Origin of the sequence: Cupriavidus basilensis (genome assembly GCF_000832305.1) — a bacterium.
GTDB lineage: Bacteria > Pseudomonadota > Gammaproteobacteria > Burkholderiales > Burkholderiaceae > Cupriavidus > Cupriavidus basilensis_F.
In genome coordinates, this window is sequence record NZ_CP010536.1 from 2605688 (window position 1) to 2627224 (window position 21537).

Genomic DNA, 21537 nt, shown 5'->3' on the forward strand with positions numbered 1-21537 from the left:
TTCTGGACACCATGCTCAGGGGAAAGTGAAGGTGAATTCGGCGGAGCCTCCCGCATAACCGGCCTTCACCTCGGCGTCGCCACCGGTGCGGATGTACTGCGCCGACAGCGGAAGCTTCGCGGTCCTGCCCAGCTTGTCGAGCGTCATCTCGTACTTCCTGGCCGCGCCCGGATCGCCATAGGAGATGCGCTCCCGGCTGCCATCCTCGCGCGTCATGATGATGCCGAACCCCTGGGCCAGGCTCTGCCCGCCCGGTGCGCTGAGCCGCAAGACCGTCTTGTCCGCATTGGGGGGCATGGCCTTGTCCCTGAAACTGATCGTGGGCCTGGCGTTGGCCGCGCAATTGCTCAGGGCGATTTCGAAATGCTTCGGCGGGGATGTGTCGTTGAGCCTCTTGAACCGATCAATGGGAATACTCCCCAGATCGACCGGAATGATCTGGTTGGCCACCACGTCGCATCTGTTCAGTATCGGGGGCGGAGGGCCGCCGCCAATGCCGACGATACCGGTGCTGTCGTAGGTAATGGACTGACGGCATCCCAGGCCCAAGGTGGGCACCTGGAACGTGCTGCCCAGGCTCACCCCCACCGACTTCAGAAAATCCGCTGCGTAGATCTTCACCTGGAGACCACCCGCAACACTGGTCACCTTGATCTCGCCCGCGGGGAGCGCATTCGGGTCCTTGGTCAGCACCAGGTACTGTTTGTAGCTGGCGATGGTGGCACCGATCGACGTCGACTGATTGGGATTGTACAAGACGTCCATCTTCTCGACGGCAAGCGGGTCGAGCTCCTTGCGCAAGGTCCGGGTGACACCGTCCGACGATAGCGCTTCCCACTTGAAGCCGATGCCGTCAATATTCGTCGGCGCAAGGCCATCCGCTCCGACGGGCGGCCCGAACCCCAATGTCCAGTGCGCGCCCGTGACCAGCTCGTGAGCGTCCACCAGCGGAATCGAACCAAAGGTGAAGGATGTCTCCAATGCGAACCGCCGTTCCATCAGGATCGTGCCGATGGCCGTACTGCTGGTCAGGGGATTGGTGACCGTCCACGGCTGGATCTCCTGCGGATTGGGGTTCGTGCAGTTGGTGGCCGTGCGGTTTTGAAATTGCGCCTGGGCGCCGCCGCTCGCCAGCCCCAGCCCCAGCCCCAGCATTAGCATTGGCACGGCAAGGAACAGGCGTACCGATTGGCGCCCCCCCGTGCCACCCCCGGCCGCCCCCGGCTGCCCGGCGATAGGCAATACATTGGTATTCATGCAACTCTCCATCTCCCCCCCTGTCTCCCCGAGTCTTTCGAGGCGGCATCAAAATCCACGATGCGCGCGGCCGGCAACGCATATCCGTCCTTGTGTTCCATGGCGCGTTACTGAAATGCCCTTGCATGCCGTGCCGGAGCACGGCATGCAAGGGGCCTGCTAGGCAGGCAGTTCGGTGGACGGCTTCAGCACCTTAGTCAACGATGGTGCCGTAGTTGATGCCGGCCAGCGGCACCAGGGCAGCATTGCCGGAAACCCGGTTGCCTTGCATGCGACCGAAGTTCACACCGACCAGGCCCCCATAGTTCTGGGAGTAGTACGGCACGAAGCTGACCTTGCCGCTCGCCGTCGAGTAATCGACTTGGCCCTGATTCACGCCAATCAGGCCGCCCATCGTCACATAGCTGCCACCACTCACCGTGCCGGAAGCCGACGAAGCGCGGACCATGCCGTGGTTCTGGCCAACCAGGCCACCCACCACGCTGCGGCTTTCACCCCTGACGTTGCCGCTGGCCACGCCCGACGCGATCACGGCGCCATTGGTGGCGACGTTGGTGCCGACCAGGCCGCCGACAAAGCTGTTCGCACCGGCAGAGACGTCGCCGCTCGCTTCCACCGCCAGCAGGTCGCCGCCGTTGTAGCCGACCAGGCCGCCGGTGTGGCTGTTGCTGCCGCCCGAGGTCTTGCCTCGCGCCACCGAACTCTGGATGGTGCCGCTGTAGTTGCTGCCGACCAGGCCGCCCACGCGGCTGTTGGCGCCGCCGATCACGGCGCCGGTGGCTTCCGCGCTGAAGATGGTGCCGCCCTCGTTGCTGCCGGCCAGGCCACCCATATCGACGCCCCAGAAATCCGTGACGATGCTGCTGGTCTTGACGTTGGTCAGGCTACCGTTCCGGTTCTGCCCCACCAGGCCGCCGATGGCCGCGGCACCGCTGCCGTTTACGCGGCCGCTGGTAGAGGCATCGGCAATCCGGCCGCCGCCGTCGTTGAGGCCAACCAGGCCACCGATCACGGCGTTGCCGGAAGCGGCCGTGTTACCGGCGGAGAAGGCGCGCTCGATGACGCCACCGTTGTTGTAGCCCACCAGGCCGCCCACGTTCAGGCCGCCGTAGACCGTGCCGACGGTGCCCCGGCTGGACGAATCGGCTATGTACGCGTTGGGCCCGGCGTTCAGCCCGACCAGGCCACCCACGCCGCCCATCGCCGTGCGCTGCATGAACCCCCCGATGGAGACATCCGACGTGCTGCGCGTCACGCTGCCCGCGTTTTCACCGACCAGGCCGCCGATCGACTGGGTCAGGCTGCCGCCAGAGAGCGAGGAAGCGCTCACCGAAGCACGGTCGATGGAGCCGCTGGCGAGGTTCCTCCCCACCAGGCCACCCATTGTATGGGCCCGCCCGGTGTAGCTATTGAGGCGCACGCCGGTGGCGGTGACGTTGGAGATGGTGCCGGAGTTCTCACCGACCAGCGCGCCCAGGGCAGCGGCGCCGGTATTGGCAGATGTCGCGTTGACAGTCAACGCCGCCAGGCCGAGGTTGCTGATGCGGCCGGACGAAGCCGAGAACAGGCCGGACAAAGGCCCGGTGCTGGTCACCGAGAGGTTGCTCAAGGTATTGCCCAAGCCGTCGAGGACACCGTAGAACGTGCCGTAGTCACCGCCGATCGACTTCAGCGAGTTGCCGCTGAACCAGCCGCCGCTGATCTTGTTGCCCAGCACGTAGTAGCCGCCCAGATTGTCGTTGATGCCCTGCAACTGCGCGAGGTTCTGGATCACGTTATAGGAAAAGCCGTTCGACTTGAACGATGCCCCCGTCCCGGACAAGGTGACCACCGCGCCGCTGTTCAGGTTCAGCGCACGGCCATAGTTCAACTCCAGGCCGTTGCCGGCCCCGCTGAGCGTGACATTTTTGTTCAGGTTGATATCGTTGGCGCCGGCGGCAGTCATGGCCATGCCGGCGTTGACGCCGGTGGCGCTCAGCGCTGCGTTCACATTGACATCGCCAGCCGAGGCCAGGGTCAGCTTGTTGCCGCTGTTCCAGCTGATCGGCGCGTTGACCGAGAGATTGCCGACGGTGCTGGCCAGCTCGATATTGGTGGTGGCGAGGTTGCGCGAGAGCGTGTCGCCAAACGCGGTGATTTCGCCACTGGCGGCGGTCTGGCCGACGTTGACATCCATCGCGCTGAGCTTCCAGGTGCCCGTCTGCCCGTTGTTGGCCTGGGTGTTGACCTGGGTGGCCAACTGCACCTGCACATCGGCACCGCGGGTCTCGATGGTGCCGCCGTTGCCCGGGCCGGCCATCGCGCTGGCGTTCAGGCTGCCGGACACGCGCACGACGCCGGCGCTGCCGCCGTCCAGCGTGATCTTGCCGGCATTGCCCTGCAAGGTCTTGGCCTCGATCATGCCCGTATTGTTCACCACCGCCTCCTGCAAGCTGCCAACAGCGCGCGCCGTCATCAGCACCTGGCCGCCGTCGGCCTTGAGCAGGCCGCCGTTTTGCACCAGCGAGCCCACCACGCCGTCATTCACCTTCAGGTTGAGCAGGTTGCCGGCGTCGAAGCTCACGGTGAAGTCATTGCCGGCGCCTAGCGCCACCCGGCCCATCTGCGCCTGGACAAGGCCCGTGTTGTTCACCGTCCTGCCCAGCAGCGCCACGCTGCCGCCCGCAGCGGCGGTAATCCGGCCGGCATTGGTTACCGACCCGCCCGGGCTGCCGGCAAAGCGGTAGGTCCCGCTGTTGAAATCCGCGTTGCTGATGTCCTGCGTCGAGGCCACCAGGCCGCCCACGTTGACCTGGGCGGTCTGCCCGAACACGATGCCGTTGGGGTTGACCAGGAAAACGCGGCCATTGGCATCGATCTGGCCCTGGATATTGCTGGCGTTCGCAGTGACTACGCGGTTGAGCGCGATCGCGTTGCTGTCGGGCTGGTTGAAGAAGACCTTCTCCCCCGCGCCAACGCTGAACCCGTTCCAGTTGATGATCAGCTTGTCGCTCGACTGGTTGATCGACATGTCCCGGCCATTGTTGAAGGACGCGACATTGCCGGTGCCCGACACGATCACATTGCCGGTCGGCAAGGCGTGCGCCGGCGCAAGCGCCCCCAGCCCCAGCAGTGCCACGGCGGCGGCAATCACGCGCCTGGCGCCGCCAGACTTGCCGCGGCGGCGAGTCCCTTCGCTGGCAACGTTCCAGCATCCCTGCGTCTGGTTCCAGACCAGTGCATAGTTATTGTTCATATTGACCTTTCCTTGTTATTGAGAAAGCTGCAACCATCCCTGCAGCACGGGTACTGCTCCGACACGATCCACGGCGCGCTCAGAAGTACTGCGCGCCCTGAACCCAAAACCTGGGGCTGCGCACCGGCCCCCCGCTCAGGTCGCGCTGGCCCAGCGGCCAGGCCAGCGCCAGGCTGATCTGATGTCCCTGCCCGGCCCAGGCGCCCCCAATGCCCGCCCCCGTCAACCGGCGCGTATTGCGCTCCCTGGTCCAGGGCTGCTTGTTGATGTCCACCACGCTCTTGTCCATGAAGGCGCTCAGCTGCCAGCCGGGGGCCACCGCGTAGCGCAGCTCCAGGCTGGCCTGCCAGCCCTGGTCGCCGCTGCCGGCGCCGAGCGCGTAGGCGCGTACGCCATAGGGCCCACCCATGCCGAACTTCTCCGAGCCGTCCAGGTTGCCGGCCGCCCATTGCGCATTGGCCTGGGCATAGAGCTGGAAGCGATGGCTCAGGCGCTGCAGGCGCGCCGCGCTCAGGTTCATCTTGCTGAAGCTGCCGCCGGCCTTTGCGCTGATCTGGTCAATGAACTCGGTGAGCGGATCGTCGATGCGAAGCCGTCCGGTGCTGTAGCTCACCGAGAACATGGTCTGCCCGCCACCGAACACGTTGTCCTGCCCGTTGCCGTTCACGCCAGCGGTCCACAGCCCCACGCGCTTGCCGACGTTGGTCTCGAAGACATCCATCTGGTCGCGCAGCCGCTTGTCGTCGTACTGCAGCTGGGCGCTGAGGTTGAAGGCGCGGCCGCGCAGCAGCGGCTGCGAGACGAACACGCTGCGGATGCTGGCGCGGCCGTGCGCTTCCAGCACCGAGAAAACCTTGCCGAGGTGATAGCTCATATCCGAGTACGACACGCCCACGCGCGTGGACCAGGGCCCGGCCGGCAATTGGTAGCCGGCGCGGTAGTAGCGCTGCCGCTTGTCGCTGCCAAGCACGCGCAGGCTCAGCTGGTCCCCCAGCCGCAACGGGTTGTTCAGGTAGAAGCTGCCGCCCAGGCGGTATTCGCCGGTGTAGTAGCCGCCATAGTTGTCCGCCTCCAGGCTGCCGCCGGCCAGCGGTCCGGCCTGCGCCTCGACCAGCAGGTCGGTGGTACCGGGATCGGTGCCGGACTGCAAGGTACCCTTGGCCTCGGCACCGGGGATGTCGTTGAGCAGCAGCAGGCTGCTTTCCAGTTCCGCGCTATGCACCGCCTCGCCGCTGCGGAGCTTCGACAGCGGCTGGCGCAGCACGCCGTCAAACGCGCGCGACTTGTTCTGCAGCACGATCCGCCCGTACCTGCCCTCCATCACCTCGAGCCGGACCATGCCATCCTCGATATCCTGCGGCGGCAGGAAGGCGCGCGCCAACAGGTAGCCATGCTCGTGGTAATACGCGGTAATGCGGTCCGCCGCCGCGCGCAGGCCGGCGAGATCCTGCTCGCTGCCATTCAGGTCGCCCAGCAAGGGCAGCAGCTGCGCCGAGTCGAATACCTTGTTCCCGTCGATGCGAAAGCCCTGCACCTTCAGGCGCATCCCCGGCGCGGCAGGCGCCGCAGACGCTGCCGGCGCGGTGCCATCCTCCGCCTTGGGCAGATCCAGCTCCACCCTGGACGGCACAGGCAGTTCCGGACGCGCGGTCTCGAGATCGCGCATGGCCTGCCCGGCCCTGGGTATGCCGGATACATTCGGCGCAATGGGCGAAGTGGGCGCAGGCGCATTCACCTGTGCATGCCCCGCGACCGGCAGCAGCAGCATCAGGCCGACACCACAGGCACGCAACCCGAAGGCGCGGCGCGCAGCCCGCCCACCGCGCGCCCGGCAGGCTTTCACATCGACATCGACATCGACATCGACAAATTTTTTACGGCCAGCATTCACTTGATTTTTTCCCATGGCAATCCCATTCATTTCATGAGCGGCCCACTCGATGTGCATGCGCCGCTCTCAGCCCGATGGCGTTGGCCCTGCTCATCGAGCCACCCATCGGCCTGCATCGAAGCTACTTTTTGACGTTTGCATTCCCGGCGATCAGTTCGCCGCTGTCCTTGACGGCTTCGTAGCGCACCACCGCTTCGTCCGCGGCGGCGCCCTTCAAGCCGGGCAGCGTGAACCGCGTGACGCCAAGCGGCGCGATGGTCTGGCCATCCAGTTCCACCGATGCGCCCCCGCGCTCGACCTCCATCCGCGCCAGCGAGACGTGGTAAGGCGTAGGGTTGGTCGCTTCCAGGACCGCGCCGCCTGCCTTCCCGGCCGTGACGAACGCCCATGTCACCTGCCCGATGGCCTCGTCCGCAGTGCCAGGCAATCCTGGCGGGCGGAACAGCAGCTTCATGCGCGTGCGGTAAGACAAGCGCAGCAGAGTGGCGCTGTCCTCGGCCAGCGGTGGCACCTCCAGAAAGTTGATCCAGAACACCGACTCGCGATCCTCCGGCAGCGGCTCACCGGTGTAGCGCAGCCGGAGCACCGTCTTGCGCTCCGGGTCCAGCCTTAGCAACGGCGGCGACAGGATGAAGGGCACCCTTAGCCTGGCCGGATCGGCGTTGATCTCTCCCTGGTCCAGCCACGCCTGGACCAGGATCGGGCTGTCGCCCGCATTGCGCAGCCTCACGCTCAGCGCCGACAGATCGGCGGGGTAGACGAAGCGGGTGCCGATGATTGACAACGCCGCCAGCGCCCCGGCCGGCGCCAGGCACAGCAGCAAGGCCAGCATGGCCCCGGCGCCTCGCCACGGCCGCTTGCATTGGGGCCTGCGGCAGCTTCTGCCCGCGATGATCGGATTGTTCATGCTGCTCGGCCTTTCCTGGTTCCGCATGCCGGCCGGATTGCCCGGCGCTGCCGTCCTGGTGGTACTCGCTTGCCCGGCCCCGACTCCGGGTTGGTTCGGCCTCACGGACGCGCGGCCAGTTTTTTGCTGCCCACGCCACCGGCCGGCATTGGAAGGCACGGCAGGTCCAGCATCTCGTAGCTCCTGCCTTTCCCCGCCACGCGCGCGGGCAGGGTGTAGTCGATCACGCAGCGCTCTTCAGGCTTCTTGCCCCATTCGACGCGGATCGTGCCGCGGTCCTTCTCGGTGCGCACCACCAGGCGGCTGCCCTGGCCCACGGCGCCAATCTCGGTCCCGCCTTCGGCATCGATGGCGGTCGCGGCGAAGGGCAGCAACTCGCCATTGGGCATGCGGCTATTGATGAGCACGGCGCGCGCCCTGCGGGTTTCGTAGGTGAGCATCACCACCGAGCCAGCGCGCGGCGCGACGCTGCGCGAGGTCGTCTTCAATTCGACGTCCTCGCGCATGCCCTTGGGATCGACATCGATGCTGTTCAACTGATAAGGGATCAGGCTGGGTACGATCGCGTAGCCGCGCCGGTCCACGCTGGCGCCGCCGTAGCCGACCCGGGCGCCCTGCGCATCCGCCGCATGGACCACGCCGATGGTCTCGCCAAGGGTCTGTGCCATGGAAACGCCACCCGGATGAACCACCAGGCCGCCCTGCGCGCTGGCCGATGCCTGCCGGTAACCTTTACCCTGGCCAACGCTGGCGCCCAGCGTGACGTCAGGCAAGCGCCAGTTGATGCTGGCGTTGCCCGAAGTGGCATTGCTCCGGTCGTCATAGGTGCCGGAGAGCGAGTACGAGCCCTTGCCCTGCTGGTCGACGAGCCCCGAAACGCCGGAAGAAACCTGCGTACCGGCACGGTCGTCGTGCGTGACGAAGGTGTTCAGGACGGGCGCGCCGCGGGCGGACTTTCCCAGTGGAATCGACAGGTTGAGGCTGACCAGCGTGCTGTTGCCGCTGCTAGCTCCCCCATACAACGCCCCGCCGCCCCCCGCGTTCTGCACGCGCTGCACGGACACGGAATAGGTGTTGCCGCGCCACTGGTTGCTGTAGCCCAGCGTGAAACTGAGCGCCTGGCCACGCCGGTTCCAGTACTGGAGCGAAGAGCCGTTGAGGTAGACACTGCCGCCGCGCGCGCCAAGCTGCTGGCTGATATTGGCATCCACTCTGCTGCGCATGCGCGCGAAGGAATCGGGCGCCGCGCCGCGCTCGACGGCATCGTGCAGCATCAGCGCGTCGCGCAGGCCAAGATAGCCGCGCGTGGAATAGCGATACGCCAGCAGAGAGAAGTTGGTGCCGCTGTTCGGCAGGTTCTTGCTGTACGAAACACGGAAGCTGGAACCGCGCAGGCTATCGCCGTTTGGCACGGTGGCCCTGGCCCACGTGACGTCGGCGCCAAAGCCGCCGAAAGGCGTATTGAGCGCCCCGCCCAGCAGCCCGGACGCATAGTTGCTGGCGAAGGCCACGCCACCGTAGCCGGTGACCATGTTGTTGATGCCGTGCTGCACCGTGCCCTGGACGATGTACTGTCCACTGCCTTGCAGGGAGAGATCGCTGGCCCTGCCCGCGGTCACGCTGTAGCGCGTGACGCCAGGGCGCAGCAATTGCGCGGTAGTGGCGAAGGGCACCAGGAAAGTGCGCGCCTGCCCGTTGGCCTCCGTCACGGTCACATGCAGGTCGCCGCCGTAGCTGGCAACCTGCAGGTCATTGATCTCGAACGGCCCCGGCGCCACGGTGGTCTCGTAGACCAGAAAGCCGCGCTGGTGGACCGAGACCCTGGCGTTCGAGCCGGCGGTGCCGCGCACCACAGGCGCGTAGTAGCGCTGCGTCTCGGGCAGCATGCGGTCGTCGCTGAAGATCTGCGCGCCGCGAAAAGACACCGGATCGAACAGCTCGCCGCTGGTCGAGCTCTCGCCAACCAGCAGTTGCGAGCGCAGCGCGGGCAGGTCGGTCTGCGCATAGATATAGCCACGCTGATAGCGCGTGCCGGTGCGCGGCGCCCAGGTGACCGAGCCGTTGTGGCGCAGCCGCAGCGGCCCGAGGTTTGCCCCCAGGTTCAGGCCCGCGTAGGCCTGGGTGGTGTTGTGCGCCTGGCTCTGCGTGGTGAAGATATTGGTGCTGTAGTTGAGCAGCAGCGCCGGAACGCCACTGTCCCAACTCTGCGGATCGACATAGTTCTTCGATGTGGTCAGCCGCAGATAGTATTGCGGCACGGAGAGATAGATCGTCTGCTCCGACTGGTCGAACTTGAGTTCCGCGCCGGGAACATAGTTGCCGATATCGGCACAGACCAGGCCTTCCGGCATGGGGTTGGGCGGCCGTTGCGGATCCTGGCCGCGCGCGCTCTTGTTCAGATCGATACCTGCGCGGGTGAGCAGATCGCGGTCATAGCATGCCTGCGCGCTTTCCCGGCCCGCAACCTGGCGGAACTCGATATCCTCGGTGCCGCGCCATTGGCCATTGACCTGCAGTTCGACGCGGTACTTGCCCGGTGCGACGATATCCGGCCGCTCGAAACGGCTGGTATCGATGGTGATGCCCTCCATGCCCTGCGCCAGCATGTAGGAGTCGAATATCGCCGCTTTGCCATCCAGCGCGGACAGCAGCTGCGGCTCGGGCGCGCTTCCATCGCTAACGGCATCGCGCGCGCGCTCCGGGTTGCCGTCCTGCGGCTCCTTCCTTTCGCGCGCCAGGCTTTCGCCAATCGGCGCGCCGAAGTCCATGGGCTGGCGCGTCCCAGCACCCTGCCCGCCCGCAACGGTCGCCGCCGCCCAGGCAACCGGCGACATCGCGATCGCAGCCACGGCGCCGATCAGGCGAGGCGCAAGGCGCTCCAGCCTGGAGGCCGGCGGCGCAGCCACACTGCCGACGCGAGCCGGGCAAGCGGATTGAACAAGGCGAATTGAGGATTGCATAGACCGACGAATTTGTCCTATCTGCGAAAGCTGGAGGCGGCTGTACAACCGATACGGCGAAAGGAATCGGGACGGGAATGCCTGGAGGCCGTTTCAAGAAGGTTCTGGCGCCGTTGCGCGGCCTTGGCCGATCCACGTGCACTGTCTGCGGCCGCGCGCCTGGCCAGCACCGCGTCGCTTCATGTTGAAACGGCCGCCTGGTGGCTAATTTGCCAATGCCTTTTCTTCCGTGTACCGGCCACCGTAGTCGTTGATGACTTCGTATCGGACCAGGGCACCGGGATGATTGCCGGGCTTTGCTTCAGGCAGTACGAAGGTTTCCTTGCCAAGCGGGGCCACCATGCCACCACCCGCGGAGACAAACTTGCCGTCCAGCCTGGCGTCGACCCGGCCGAAGGAAACGTAGTAGGGCGTAGGGTTGCTGACCTCCACGGCAAGCTGCTTCGCCGCCTTTCCACCCGGCCCCTGGCCATCCACGGTGGCCAGCTTCCAGGCAAGCTTGCCGGGAGCGGCATCGACGTCCGTCAGTTGCACTGGACGGAAGAAGACCTTGATACGGCTCCGGAAGGCGAACAGGAGCGCGTTCTCGCCGGCCTCCTTCTTCGAGGGTACCTCCAGCACGTTGAGCCAGAACACCGTCTCGCGGTCGTCCGGCAGTGGTTCCCGCGTATAGACGATGCGCAGCACCGCGCCCTTGCTCGGCTCGACCCGGCTGACCGCCGGCGAGAGCACGAAGGGAACCTTGACTTTCTCGGGCGGGACGTCCGCCTGGCCATCGTCCAGCCAGTTCTGCACGAGAACCGGCTCGCTGCCGGTGTTGTTCAGCCTTACGGTGACCTCGCGGGCATCGGATGGGAACACCAGCCGCGTACCCTGTATGACAATGGAAGCCTGCGCCACGCTGGCGCAGGCGGCGAGCGCCACAACGCCGGCGGCGGCAAGAAGTGAAGAGATGCGAGCGACCGACGTCATGGCATTCCTGGCAATGAAACCTGGCTCGATTTAGTAGTAGGCCATCGTGTAGCGGATGAACGAGTTACCCGCACCCGCCGTGACGGCGGGCGCCGTCTGGACATAGGCCGCGCTGTAGGTCAGCGTTGCGGTGTTGCCGGTGATCGTGGCCACCTGAGGGGCCGCCTGTGCCTGGTTCAGCGCGATCTTGCCGGTGGCACTGTTGCCGTTGTCGCTGACCTCGATCTGCACGCCTTGCGCCGCGGAGGAGCCCTGCAGAATCAGGTTGCCGGTGACGGGATCGATGTTGGCGGAGCCCGTATCAAAGGAGATGGAGGCCTTCGTTTTATCCTTGCAGGCCGTGCCGCCGCCCAGTACCAGGCTGAACGGCACTGCGGGGGATTTCGTGCCAACGGCGGTGAAGATGACAGGGTCCACGCGGCCCAGATCCACGGTGGTGCGATTGTTGGGCCCGGCCGGTTTGCCGTTGATGGTACAGGTGACGTCCGTGATGGAGCCGGTGAAGTCGAGCTGGCCGTCGAACGCATGCGACAGCGAGGGAGCCATGGCTGCCATGACCACGCAGCCGGCTGCGAGAGAGCCGAGAATAGTACGCTTCCCGAGAATGGTACGCTTCATGTGATTTCCTTCTTCCGTTGATAGTTGGGGCAATGAATCAGCCGATTAGACGCACCCCGATTTAAATACGGTCCACAGGGAACCGATGCACCGGCTTCCGAACCGAACCGCACCCTGCCTGACGCACTGAACGCCAGTTGCAGTCACGGAACGATACGAAGTGGCACTGAAGCCACTCGACGGTGACCAAATCATAAGTCTCATCAAATGAAATAAACCCAAGAAAATTCTTGTTTTTGATAAAAACAATGAAATCAACACTTGGAACTTCTGGCCATTCGTCATGCACAACGCGAAGCAACGCCTCGACGACATGCCGCCATCAACAAATGAAATCTGGGCACAGCGAGCAGTAAGCCCGCGCAGGTTTGCCTTCGCGCCCGCATCTTTTCTCGCGCGAATGGAGAGCGAATGGAGAGCGCGCGATGGATGCTCGAAGACCATCCATCACTGCCTATCGGTTTCCAGGCGACGAGGAGATCGGGGGGACAGACGTGGGCGGCCTCATTGGGGGCGCACTGTGGCCAGTGCGGGCCGATTCCCGGTGGTGGACACGGATCGGGAGGATGACATCGGGGCGTTGATGACGCGTGCGAATGCACTCGGCCAGCTGGCCGGCTGGCTGATGTGTTCACCCCCAAGTGGGTGCGCCCTGCCGGGCGCTCCCACAAAAAAAAACCGCAGCACCAGGCTGCGGTTTTTTTACACCGGGGCGCAAGCCCCGGCCAGGCAAGTGCTACCGCCCGATCAGATCTCTTCGTACAGCGGCAGCGTCAGGAACTCGGCAAAGTCCTCCGACGTGGACATCTGCTCGAAGATCTCGCCGGCGCGGTCATACGTCGTGGTGTCGCCACCGACGAATGCCTTGACCTTGGCCAGCTCTTCCGGGATCAGCGCGCGCACCATCTCGGCGGTCACCTTGCGGCCGTCTTCCAGCTTGCCCTTGGGCGAGCGGATCCACTGCCACACTTGCGAGCGCGAGATTTCGGCGGTGGCGGCGTCTTCCATCAGGTTGTGAATGGGCACGCAGCCGTTGCCAGCCAGCCAGGAGCCGAGGTAGTGGATGCCGACGTTGATGTTCATGCGCAGGCCGGCTTCGGTGATCGGGGTTTCCGGCTGGAAGTCCAGCAGGTCCTTGGCCGCCACGTTGACGTCGTCGCGCTGCTTGTCGAACTGGTTGGGCTTGTCGCCCAGCACGGCCACGAATTCCTTCATGGCCGGCTCGACCAGGCCCGGGTGAGCCACCCAGCCGCCGTCGTAGCCGTCGGTGGCGTCGCGCTTCTTGTCGTTGATGATGCCTTGCATGGCGATGGCGTTCTTCTCCGGATCGTTCTTGATCGGGATCAGCGCGCTCATGCCGCCGATGGCGGGCGCGCCGCGCTTGTGGCAGGTCTTGAGCAGCAGCAGCGCGTACGAGCGCATGAACGGCGCGGTCATGGTGACCTTGGCGCGGTCGGCCAGGCAGAAGTTCTTGTCGACCTTGAACTTCTTGATGCACGAGAAGATGTAGTCCCAACGGCCAGCGTTCAGGCCGGCGCTGTGCTCGCGCAGTTCGTACAAGATTTCTTCCATCTCGAAGGCGGCCAGGATCGTTTCGATCAGCACGGTTGCCTTGACGGTGCCTTGCGGCAGGCCGATTTCGTTCTGGGCCATGACGAAGACGTCGTTCCACAGGCGCGCTTCGAGGTGGCTTTCCATCTTCGGCAGGTAGAAGAAGGGGCCGGCGCCGCGTGCGATCTGTTCCTTGGCGTTATGGAACAGGAACAGCGCGAAGTCGAAAATGCCGCCGGAGACGCGCTGGCCGTCGATGGTGACGTGCTTCTCGTCCAGGTGCCAGCCGCGCGGGCGCACTTGCAGCGTGGCGATCTTGCCGTTCAGCTTGTAGTGCTTGCCGTTGGAATCCAGCGTGAGGGTGCGGCGCACGGCGGCCTTGAGGTTGACCTGGCCCTGCAACTGGTTGTGCCAGTTGGGGGTGTTGGAGTCCTCGAAGTCGGTCATGTAGCTGTCCGCGCCGGAGTTGAACGCGTTGATGACCATCTTGGCTTCGACCGGGCCGGTGATTTCCACGCGGCGGCAATGCAGTGCCGGCGGCACCGGCGCGACCTTCCAGTCGCCTTCGCGCACGCTCTTGGTCTGCGGCAGGAAGTCGGGCAGCTCGCCGGCGTCCAGGCGCTTGGTGCGCTCGACACGGGCGGCCAGCAGTTCCTGGCGGCGCGGCTCGAAGGCGCGATGCAGTTTGTCCACCAGGGCCAGGGCCGCCGGCGTGAGGATGTCTTCGTAGGCCGGCAGGATTTCGCCGGTAATCTTCATGCCCGCAGGCAGCGTGATGGCCATCAGTGTTCTCCTGTGATCGATGGTTGATTTAAGGTGCCCGCCGTCAAACCGCCGCACCTTGGGTGCGGACGAATTCGAGCAGGTCATTCATGTCGTGCCCGGTGCCGGAAGGACTCACATCGAGCCGCTCCGCCGGATGACCGGCACGATTGATCCAGAACGTGGTGTAGCCGTACCAGGTGGCGCCGCAAGCGTCCCAGCCATTGGACGAGACGAAGAGGATCTCCCCTGCCGGCACGCCAAACGCCTTGGGGCCCAGCGCGTAGGCCTCGGGCGCCGTCTTGTACATGCGCACCGCGTCGACCGACAGCACATGGTCGAACAGCCCGTGCATGCCGGCACTCTTGACCGAGATATCCAGCATCTGCGGATTGCCGTTGGAAAGAATGCCCAGCGGCAGCCCGGCTGCCCGCAGACGCTTGAGCGCGCCGAGGTTTTCCGGGAAGGCCGACAAGCACGCGTACTCCTTGAGCAGTTGCGCCTCCAGGGCCGGGTCCAGCAGCAGTTGCAGGCGCTCGGCCGCATAGCGCAGCGCATCCACTGTCAGCGCCCAGAACGGCTTGTAGTATGCGCCGTCGGGCGCGGCCATCGAGCGGATGCGGGTGTAGTCGATCTGACGCTCGCGCCACAGCAGCGCCAGCGCCTCGCCCTTGCCCGGAAACAATTGCTCCGCGCGCGCGGTGACGGAATACACGTCGAACAGCGTGCCATAGGCATCGAAGACGACTGCGCGGATCTTTTGCATGAGCTGGAGCGGTTCCTTTGGACAAACTCGGCATACCCGGCATACCCGGCATACCCGGCAGGCCAGCGCTACTGCGTGGGCCTGTACACCAATGAATGCATAGCATTGTAGGGAGACGTTGCAGTGCGGCAAAGTCGGTCGAGGTCACTTGATCTTTTACTTTTACCCCACTAATCTTCGCTAACGGTGTAAAGATAAGGCACCAAATCCACCCCATTGCCTCACCCACCCCCTGCTTTGGGCGGCATGAGGCACAAAACTGGCGAGCTTCGTGGATCATTTCAAACAATTGGAGACATTGGTCTCGGTAGCCGCACGGGGCAGTCTTTCCGCGGCCGCGGCGGCTGAAGGCGTGGCGCCGGCCATCATCGGCCGGCGCATCGACGCGCTGGAAGAGCGGCTGGGCGTCAAGCTGCTGCTGCGCACCACGCGCAAGATCAGCCTGACCTTCGAAGGCTCGGCCTTCCTGGAGGACTGCCAGCGCATCCTCAACGACCTGCACAACGCCGAGGCCAGCGTCTCGGCGGGCGGCGTCAAGGCCAGCGGCCATCTGCGCGTGACTGCGCCGGCGGGCTACGGGCGCAAGCACGTGGCGCCGCTGGTGCCGTTGTTCATCGAATCGCACCCGGATGTGACCATCACGCTGGACCTGTCGGACCGCGTGGTGGATCTCGTCAACGAGGGCTTCGACTGCGCCATCCGCCTGGGCGACCTGCCTGACTCCAGCCTGGTGTCGATCCGCCTGGCGGAGAACCGGCGCGTGGTGGTGGCGTCCCCGGATTACCTGGCGCGCCATGGCGTGCCTGCCCTGCCCGAGGATCTCACCCGTCACAACTGCCTGGCCTTCGGCGCCAGCGCCAACGTGCAGCGCGGCTGGGCCTTCCAGCAGGAAGGCCGCGCGGTCACGGTCAAGGTGGGCGGCACCATGGAGTGCACCGATGGCGCGGTGCTGCACGCGTGGTGCCTGCATGGCCACGGGCTGGCATGGCGCTCCTGGTGGGAAGTCGGGCAGGAAATCGCTAGCGGCCGGCTGGTCACGGTGCTCGACGAGTTCCAGGCGCCGCCAATCGGCATCCACGCTGTCTTTCCGCAGCGCAAGCACCTGCCGCTGCGGGTACGACTGTTCATTGACCACCTGAAGAACACCTATGGGAACCCGGCCTACTGGCGCCGCGCGGAACAGGCATCCGCCGCCGGCAAGCCGCAACTGGCAGTCAATTCATAGTCCGATTTGATTTAAGGCAATGCCGCATGCGCCACCCCTGCCTACAATGAAAGCTGACAGGTGCCGTGCGGCCTGCCTCCACCCAAAGGTAAACCCGGTCCATTCGCCCCAAAGGAGCCCAGCATGTTCAAGCACATCCTGCTACCCACCGACGGTTCGGAACTGTCCAAGAAGGCCATCGACGGCGCGCTGGAGCTGGCAAAGACAATCAACGCGCGGGTCACCGCCTATGTCTGCCTGGAAGAGTATCCCTACACACCGTTCAGCGAGATCGTGGTGGAAGCGCCGCAGGCCTTCAGGGACCGCATCGAAAGCCAGGCCAAGCTATACCTGAAGGAAGTGGAAACCGCCGCCCGGGCCGACGGCATCAGCTTTGACGCCGACATGTCCACCTTTGCGGTGCCCTACCTGGGCATCATCGACGCGGCCGAGCGCCATGGCTGCGACGTGATCTTCATGGCCTCGCACGGCAGGCGCGGCTTGTCGGGCTTGCTGCTGGGCAGCGAAACCCAGAAGGTGCTGACGCACACCGACATCCCGGTGATCGTGTATCGCTGAGCGCGCCCTGGCGACAAACGACAAAAAGGCTGGCCACCCCGAACAGGGCAGCCAGCCTTTTTGCTTGACCGGCCCGCCTATGGGGCAAGGCCGGCCCGGATCAGCTGCTCTTCTTGATGCGGTCTTCGATGTGCCTGGCGCGGTCGTCCGAGCCAGGGTGCGACGAGAACATGCTGGACTTGCCGCCATCGAGCTTGGCCAGCTTCTGGAACGCCGTGACCAGGCCACGGGTATTGGCCTTGTTCTTGGTCAGCACGTCGAACGAGTAGTCGTCGGCGGCGCTTTCCTGCGTTTGCGAGAATTGCGCGTTGATCAGTTGCTCGCCCATTTCGCCCAGCTGCGAGGCCGACAGCGCGGCAACCGTGCCACCGGCGGCGGCCAGCGCGCCGCGCGCCGCCATGGCGGTATACGCCACCTGCATCTTGTTCTTGGTGTGGCCAAGCGCCACGTGGCCAAGCTCGTGCCCCACCACGCCGCGCACTTCGTCGTCGGTCATCATGTCCATCAGGCCGCTGTACACACGCACGCAGCCGTTGGCCATGGCCCAGGCATTGACATCCTTGGTCAGGTAGACCTTGGCGTTGACGCTGGGCAGGCCGCTCGACTGCAGGCCCGCCATGATCTTGGTCAGGCGCTTGTTGTAAGTGCTGCCAGGGGCCGCAATCTTGTTGGCCTTGTCGAGCTCGGCGCAAGACTGGTCGGACATGGACTTGACGTCGCCGTCGCTCAACGAGGCCGCCTTGAGCAGCGAGGTGCCCGCGCCCATCATGCCGTCGACATTGGTGCCGGCGCAGCCGGCCAAGGCAGCGCAGAGCGCAAGGATAGCGGCGAGGGAAAGTTTGTGCTTCATGTTTGTTGCCTTCTTGGGATCGACACCGACCGGGTTGCTCGCCAGTGACTTGAGTGGAGATGTGCCGGCGGCTGGCCGGCGACCTGCGGTGTGGCTCTGCTTGCACACGGGCAGCATCATATCGCCTAAAACATCTCAATCAACCATTAAATGACATAATTGCCACAGACACATTTTTTAACATTCTCTGCAGGCTGCCCCCAAAAAGCAAAAAACCGCGCCGTCCCTGAGAGGGAGACGGCGCGGCGCCTAATTGAGGGGCGTGATGGTCGCACGCCCTTCAAGATGACCGGCTATCGGGCCGGTCAGCCATTCCGCTTTTCGATCTCGCGATCTGAAGCCTCAGGCCACCTTCTTGTCGAAGAATTGTTCGTCTTCGGTCGAACCCTTGAGGGCGGTCGTGGACGACTGGCCGCCTTCGATGGTCTGGGTCACGGCGTCGAAGTAACCCGTGCCGACTTCGCGCTGGTGTTTGACGGCGGTGAAACCCTTCTCGGCGGCCGTGAACTCATTTTCCTGCAGTTCGACGAATGCGCTCATATGGTTGCGGGCATAGCCGTAGGCCAGGTTGAACATCGAGTAGTTCAGCGAGTGGAAGCCGGCCAGCGTGATGAACTGGAACTTGTAGCCCATGGCGCCCAGTTCCTTCTGGAACTTGGCGATGGTGGCATCGTCAAGGTTCTTCTTCCAGTTGAACGACGGCGAGCAGTTGTAGGCCAGCATCTTGCCCGGGAACTTGGCGTGAACAGCTTCGGCAAATTTCTTGGCGAATTCCAGGTCAGGCTTGCCGGTTTCGCACCACACCAGGTCGGCCACTTCGGCGTAGGCCAGAGCACGGGAGATCGATTGCTCGATGCCCGGCTTGACGCGGTAGAAGCCTTCCACCGTGCGCTCGCCGGTGCAGAACGGGCGATCGCGCTCGTCCACGTCGGAGGTCAGCAAATCGGCGGCTTCGGCGTCGGTACGGGCGATCACCAGGGTCGGCACGCCGGACACGTCGGCGGCCAGACGCGCGGCGGTCAGCTTGGCAACGGCTTCACGCGTCGGCACCAGCACCTTGCCTCCCATGTGGCCGCACTTCTTGACCGAAGCCAGCTGGTCTTCGAAGTGAACGCCGGCTGCGCCTGCGTCGATCATCGACTTCATCAGTTCGAAGGCATTGAGCACACCGCCGAAACCGGCTTCGGCGTCAGCCACGATCGGCGCGAAGAAATCGGTATCGCCCTTGCCTTCGCTCCATTGGATCTGGTCGGCGCGCTGGAAGGTGTTGTTGATGCGGCGCACCACTTGCGGCACCGAGTTGGCCGGGTACAGCGACTGGTCGGGGTACATTTCGCCGGCCAGGTTGGCGTCGCCCGCGACTTGCCAGCCCGACAGGTAGATGGCCTTGAGGCCAGCCTTGACCTGTTGCATGGCCTGGTTGCCGGTCAGCGCGCCCAGCGTGTTGACGAACGGCTCGGTGTTCAGCAGGTGCCACAGCTTCTCCGCGCCGCGGCGGGCCAAGGTGTGCTCGATTTGCACGGAGCCGCGCAGGCGCACGACATCGTCGGCGGTGTAGTGACGCGCGACGCCCTTCCAGCGGGGATTGGTATCCCACTCTTTTTGCAGGTTCCTTGCTTCGGTTTCGCGGGACATTTCACTCTCCTGGTGTGTAAAGCGGGGATGGCACTGGATACTTGCGACAGGCTTGGCGGACCGTGGCGCCGACTTGCCGGCAGGGGCGCTTTCGGGGGTGTTTCGGCGGCGCTGACCTGCTGGCCTCGCCACCCCTGTTTTTTGCCGCTCAGGTTATGTGTCTTATATAAGAGTGTAGAAAAACACACCGCATCGCAACAGCTCCGAATGCGGTCCTTGATTAGTTTTTTTATCTTTTATAATCAAATATTTACAAGTTATTTTCCACGATGTGGCAGGCAGTCTTCCATCATGAGAAATGCCCGTTGTGCCACGCATCACCATTTTTTGCCGCGCAAAACATCCTTCCGCATTATGGAATTTCGGAATTTGGCGCCATCCGTGCCTGGCGCAATGCCAGCGGCTCCGGGCCACCATCGATATGGCCGGCCAGGTCACGCACCATCGCGGCCATGCCGGCTGGGTCCGCCAGCGGTAGCCAGTGCCGCGCGCCGACCTCCCGGCGCCACCAGCGCCCCACCCAGCGCGACAGATCCTCGGACAGCGCCGGCCTGACGTAGCGATCCAGCAGCGGCACGATCACCTGCACCGGCGCGTGCGCGTGGCGCTCGCCCGGTGAAAGCAGGCGCGGCAGCATATTGGCGCGGTACAGCGCCAACCCGTGACGGCCATCCGCGGCCTGGGTGGGATTGGGATCCGCCTCGATGCCCTCGGTTTGCCTCAGGTAAAGCGGCCAGGCGCGGCCCATCCAGAGCCGCCAGCTTAACTCGGGCAGCCACGGCAGGTGGAAGATATAGATGTACCAGGACGAGGCCATTTGCCGCAGCGAGCGCGAAAGCGCCGTGAACGACAGGCGCCGGTTTCCCCGCATCCAGTGGCCGACATGGTCCAGGCAAGGCCCGGAGCACGACGTATAAGAAGCGATGCGGCCACGCAGGCGCGGCTCGGTGACAAACTCCCAGCACTGGATCGCGCCCCAGTCATGGCCGACCAGGTGGACTGGGGCATTGGGAGAAACGGCGTCGATCACCGCGCTGAAATCTTCCGTCAGCCGCTCCAGGCGATAGGCCGCCACGCCCTTGGGCGCCGAAGAACCGCCGGCACCGCGCACATCGTAGGCCACGACGTAATAGTCGTTGGCCAGCAGAGGCGCCACGCCATGCCAGACCGCGCTGTTGTCCGGATAGCCGTGCACCAGCACCATGGCCGGGTGCGCGGGATCGCCCCAGGTCTTGACGGCAAGCCGCACACCGCCGGACTGGACAAATCGCTGGTTGGGAAGGGAATGGGGAGCGTGCATGCTTGACCATGACATCGGACGATGGAATGGTTGCCGATGCTACGCCAAGACCGGCCGCGCGGCGAGCGCACGGCATGGCGTTTCAAACGAGAGCGGGCTAGCGGGCGCGCCGGTAGGCCACCCAGTCTCCGGATGCAATGCGCGGCAGGCCCGCGACCGCGTCCTCGCCCACCGGGTAAAGCAGGCAGCTGACGGCTTGATCGCCAACCGCCACCATGCGTTCCTCGCGCACGAACAACGAGGCTTGCCCCGGATAGACCTCCTCGATCTCGTCGAGCACAGGTACCAGCGCGGCATCGACCTCGTACAAGTCGCCGGCCACGCCGGGCGCGGCGGCGTCCAGCACCAGCCCGGGATACGTGCCGAAGTCATAGAGCCGCCCCGCCACGGTCGCGCAGCCGATCAGGCGCGGCGCGGCAATGCCGTGCTTGCGCGCGGCCGCGTTAAGATCGTTGACCTCGCCCGCGCGCAGCGTGCCATAGACAAAGACCACCGGCATGCTCAGCCCTCCAGCCTGGTGTCCGCCACCAGCACGCCATCGGCGTCAGCATAGATCCAGTTGCCGGGCCGCACCACGGCGCCGGGCATTTGCACCGTGACCTCGCGCTCGCCCACATTGCGCTTCTGGCTCTTTTGCGGATGCAGGGCCAGGGCGCGCACGCCGATGTCGCACACCGCAAGCTCGCCGCTGTCACGCACGCAGCCATTGACGAGGATGCCGACCCAGCCGTTCTTCTCGGCCAGCACGCCGAGGTTGCCGCCCACCAGCGCGCAGCGCAGCGAGCCGCCGCCATCGACCACCAGCACGCGGCCGTTGCCCGGCGATTCGACCGTCTCGCGCACCAGCGAGTTGTCCTCGAACACCTTGAGCGTGGCCGCCGGGCCAGAGAACGCGGCGCGCTTGCCAAAATGCTGGAATACCGGCGACAGCACACGCAGCGAGCCGTCGGCCAGGCGCGCCTCATTGGCGTCGCACAGGTCAGTGGTAGCAAAGCTCATGAAGGACTCCCGAATCGGAAAAGTGGAAATTGGATGCGGTGCGAATGCGTG

The 21537-nt window shown here is 64.9% G+C and carries 17 protein-coding genes; 3 read left to right on the forward strand and 14 right to left on the reverse strand.

Translation table 11 applies throughout. From position 1 onward, the window contains the following. Positions 1 to 15: 15 nt before the first annotated feature. The 3 genes from RR42_RS12140 to RR42_RS12150 form a co-directional block, all read right to left on the reverse strand. Positions 16 to 1257 carry a fimbrial protein gene (locus tag RR42_RS12140; protein WP_236701907.1) on the reverse strand — a complete coding sequence of 414 codons (1242 nt, stop codon included), beginning with the start codon at positions 1255 to 1257 and terminating at the stop codon, positions 16 to 18. A gap of 193 nt (positions 1258 to 1450) precedes the next feature. After that, on the reverse strand, positions 1451 to 4492 hold the full coding sequence (locus RR42_RS12145; RefSeq protein WP_043347063.1) for a filamentous hemagglutinin N-terminal domain-containing protein: 3042 nt from the start codon (positions 4490 to 4492) through the stop codon (positions 1451 to 1453). Positions 4493 to 4571: 79 nt separating this feature from the next. Next, positions 4572 to 6158, reverse strand: a complete 1587-nt coding sequence (locus tag RR42_RS12150) for a ShlB/FhaC/HecB family hemolysin secretion/activation protein (RefSeq protein ID WP_236701908.1) — start codon at positions 6156 to 6158, stop codon at positions 4572 to 4574. Between the two features lie 75 nt (positions 6159 to 6233). Between RR42_RS12150 and RR42_RS40660 the strand changes: the two genes are divergently transcribed. After that, on the forward strand, positions 6234 to 6515 hold the full coding sequence (locus RR42_RS40660; protein ID WP_162484920.1) for a hypothetical protein: 282 nt from the start codon (positions 6234 to 6236) through the stop codon (positions 6513 to 6515). Here the strand turns inward: RR42_RS40660 and RR42_RS12155 are convergent. From RR42_RS12155 to RR42_RS12180, 6 genes are all read right to left on the reverse strand, one after another. After that, positions 6505 to 7215: a fimbria/pilus periplasmic chaperone gene (locus RR42_RS12155; RefSeq protein WP_043347065.1), complete on the reverse strand. Its 711-nt coding sequence runs from the start codon at positions 7213 to 7215 to the stop codon at positions 6505 to 6507. The genes RR42_RS40660 and RR42_RS12155 overlap by 11 nt on opposite strands. A gap of 176 nt (positions 7216 to 7391) precedes the next feature. Beyond that, on the reverse strand, positions 7392 to 10250 hold the full coding sequence (locus RR42_RS12160) for a fimbria/pilus outer membrane usher protein (RefSeq protein ID WP_330218478.1): 2859 nt from the start codon (positions 10248 to 10250) through the stop codon (positions 7392 to 7394). Between the two features lie 204 nt (positions 10251 to 10454). Further along, positions 10455 to 11222, reverse strand: coding sequence for a molecular chaperone (locus tag RR42_RS12165; protein WP_043347067.1), 768 nt, complete (start codon positions 11220 to 11222; stop codon positions 10455 to 10457). 30 nt (positions 11223 to 11252) lie between these two features. Next, positions 11253 to 11840, reverse strand: coding sequence for a fimbrial protein (locus RR42_RS12170; protein ID WP_043347068.1), 588 nt, complete (start codon positions 11838 to 11840; stop codon positions 11253 to 11255). A 747-nt stretch (positions 11841 to 12587) separates the two neighbouring features. Next, a complete protein-coding gene (gene aceB / locus RR42_RS12175; RefSeq protein WP_043347070.1) occupies positions 12588 to 14174 on the reverse strand; it encodes a malate synthase A in 1587 nt (528 codons plus the stop codon). Between the two features lie 43 nt (positions 14175 to 14217). Next, positions 14218 to 14919 (reverse strand): haloacid dehalogenase type II, encoded by a 702-nt coding sequence (locus tag RR42_RS12180; protein WP_043347073.1) that lies wholly within the window; start codon positions 14917 to 14919, stop codon positions 14218 to 14220. 271 nt (positions 14920 to 15190) lie between these two features. Here RR42_RS12180 and RR42_RS12185 point away from each other — a divergent pair, with 271 nt between their 5' ends. Further along, on the forward strand, positions 15191 to 16144 hold the full coding sequence (locus RR42_RS12185; RefSeq protein ID WP_043347077.1) for a LysR family transcriptional regulator: 954 nt from the start codon (positions 15191 to 15193) through the stop codon (positions 16142 to 16144). Between the two features lie 123 nt (positions 16145 to 16267). Then, positions 16268 to 16702, forward strand: coding sequence for a universal stress protein (locus RR42_RS12190; RefSeq protein ID WP_006161942.1), 435 nt, complete (start codon positions 16268 to 16270; stop codon positions 16700 to 16702). Between the two features lie 100 nt (positions 16703 to 16802). Here RR42_RS12190 and RR42_RS12195 read toward each other — a convergent pair whose 3' ends face one another. The 5 genes from RR42_RS12195 to rraA form a co-directional block, all read right to left on the reverse strand. After that, entirely contained in the window at positions 16803 to 17552 is a 750-nt protein-coding gene (locus tag RR42_RS12195) for a M48 family metalloprotease (protein ID WP_082054888.1), read from the reverse strand. Between the two features lie 342 nt (positions 17553 to 17894). Then, complete coding sequence (gene aceA, locus RR42_RS12200) at positions 17895 to 19187, reverse strand: isocitrate lyase (RefSeq protein ID WP_043347080.1); 1293 nt, start codon at positions 19185 to 19187, stop codon at positions 17895 to 17897. Between the two features lie 352 nt (positions 19188 to 19539). Continuing rightward, entirely contained in the window at positions 19540 to 20487 is a 948-nt protein-coding gene (locus RR42_RS12205; RefSeq protein WP_236701909.1) for an alpha/beta fold hydrolase, read from the reverse strand. Between the two features lie 97 nt (positions 20488 to 20584). Further along, a complete protein-coding gene (locus RR42_RS12210) occupies positions 20585 to 20986 on the reverse strand; it encodes a gamma-glutamylcyclotransferase family protein (RefSeq protein ID WP_043347084.1) in 402 nt (133 codons plus the stop codon). Positions 20987 to 20988: 2 nt separating this feature from the next. After that, positions 20989 to 21486: a ribonuclease E activity regulator RraA gene (gene rraA / locus RR42_RS12215; RefSeq protein WP_043347086.1), complete on the reverse strand. Its 498-nt coding sequence runs from the start codon at positions 21484 to 21486 to the stop codon at positions 20989 to 20991. Positions 21487 to 21537: the final 51 nt, after the last annotated feature.

What these genes read in the sequence shown, in the direction of transcription:
- RR42_RS12140 (WP_236701907.1), bottom strand. Translation starts at nt 1,257, where the DNA reads ATGAATACCAATGTATTGCCTATCGCCGGGCAGCCGGGGGCGGCCGGG.
- RR42_RS12145 (WP_043347063.1), bottom strand. Translation starts at nt 4,492, where the DNA reads ATGAACAATAACTATGCACTGGTCTGGAACCAGACGCAGGGATGCTGG.
- RR42_RS12150 (WP_236701908.1), bottom strand. Translation starts at nt 6,158, where the DNA reads ATGCGCGATCTCGAGACCGCGCGTCCGGAACTGCCTGTGCCGTCCAGG.
- RR42_RS40660 (WP_162484920.1), top strand. Translation starts at nt 6,234, where the DNA reads ATGCCCCGCGACCGGCAGCAGCAGCATCAGGCCGACACCACAGGCACG.
- RR42_RS12155 (WP_043347065.1), bottom strand. Translation starts at nt 7,215, where the DNA reads ATGCTGGCCTTGCTGCTGTGCCTGGCGCCGGCCGGGGCGCTGGCGGCG.
- RR42_RS12160 (WP_330218478.1), bottom strand. Translation starts at nt 10,250, where the DNA reads ATGCAATCCTCAATTCGCCTTGTTCAATCCGCTTGCCCGGCTCGCGTC.
- RR42_RS12165 (WP_043347067.1), bottom strand. Translation starts at nt 11,222, where the DNA reads ATGACGTCGGTCGCTCGCATCTCTTCACTTCTTGCCGCCGCCGGCGTT.
- RR42_RS12170 (WP_043347068.1), bottom strand. Translation starts at nt 11,840, where the DNA reads ATGAAGCGTACCATTCTCGGGAAGCGTACTATTCTCGGCTCTCTCGCA.
- aceB (WP_043347070.1), bottom strand. Translation starts at nt 14,174, where the DNA reads ATGGCCATCACGCTGCCTGCGGGCATGAAGATTACCGGCGAAATCCTG.
- RR42_RS12180 (WP_043347073.1), bottom strand. Translation starts at nt 14,919, where the DNA reads ATGCAAAAGATCCGCGCAGTCGTCTTCGATGCCTATGGCACGCTGTTC.
- RR42_RS12190 (WP_006161942.1), top strand. Translation starts at nt 16,268, where the DNA reads ATGTTCAAGCACATCCTGCTACCCACCGACGGTTCGGAACTGTCCAAG.
- RR42_RS12195 (WP_082054888.1), bottom strand. Translation starts at nt 17,552, where the DNA reads ATGAAGCACAAACTTTCCCTCGCCGCTATCCTTGCGCTCTGCGCTGCC.
- aceA (WP_043347080.1), bottom strand. Translation starts at nt 19,187, where the DNA reads ATGTCCCGCGAAACCGAAGCAAGGAACCTGCAAAAAGAGTGGGATACC.
- RR42_RS12205 (WP_236701909.1), bottom strand. Translation starts at nt 20,487, where the DNA reads ATGCACGCTCCCCATTCCCTTCCCAACCAGCGATTTGTCCAGTCCGGC.
- RR42_RS12210 (WP_043347084.1), bottom strand. Translation starts at nt 20,986, where the DNA reads ATGCCGGTGGTCTTTGTCTATGGCACGCTGCGCGCGGGCGAGGTCAAC.
- rraA (WP_043347086.1), bottom strand. Translation starts at nt 21,486, where the DNA reads ATGAGCTTTGCTACCACTGACCTGTGCGACGCCAATGAGGCGCGCCTG.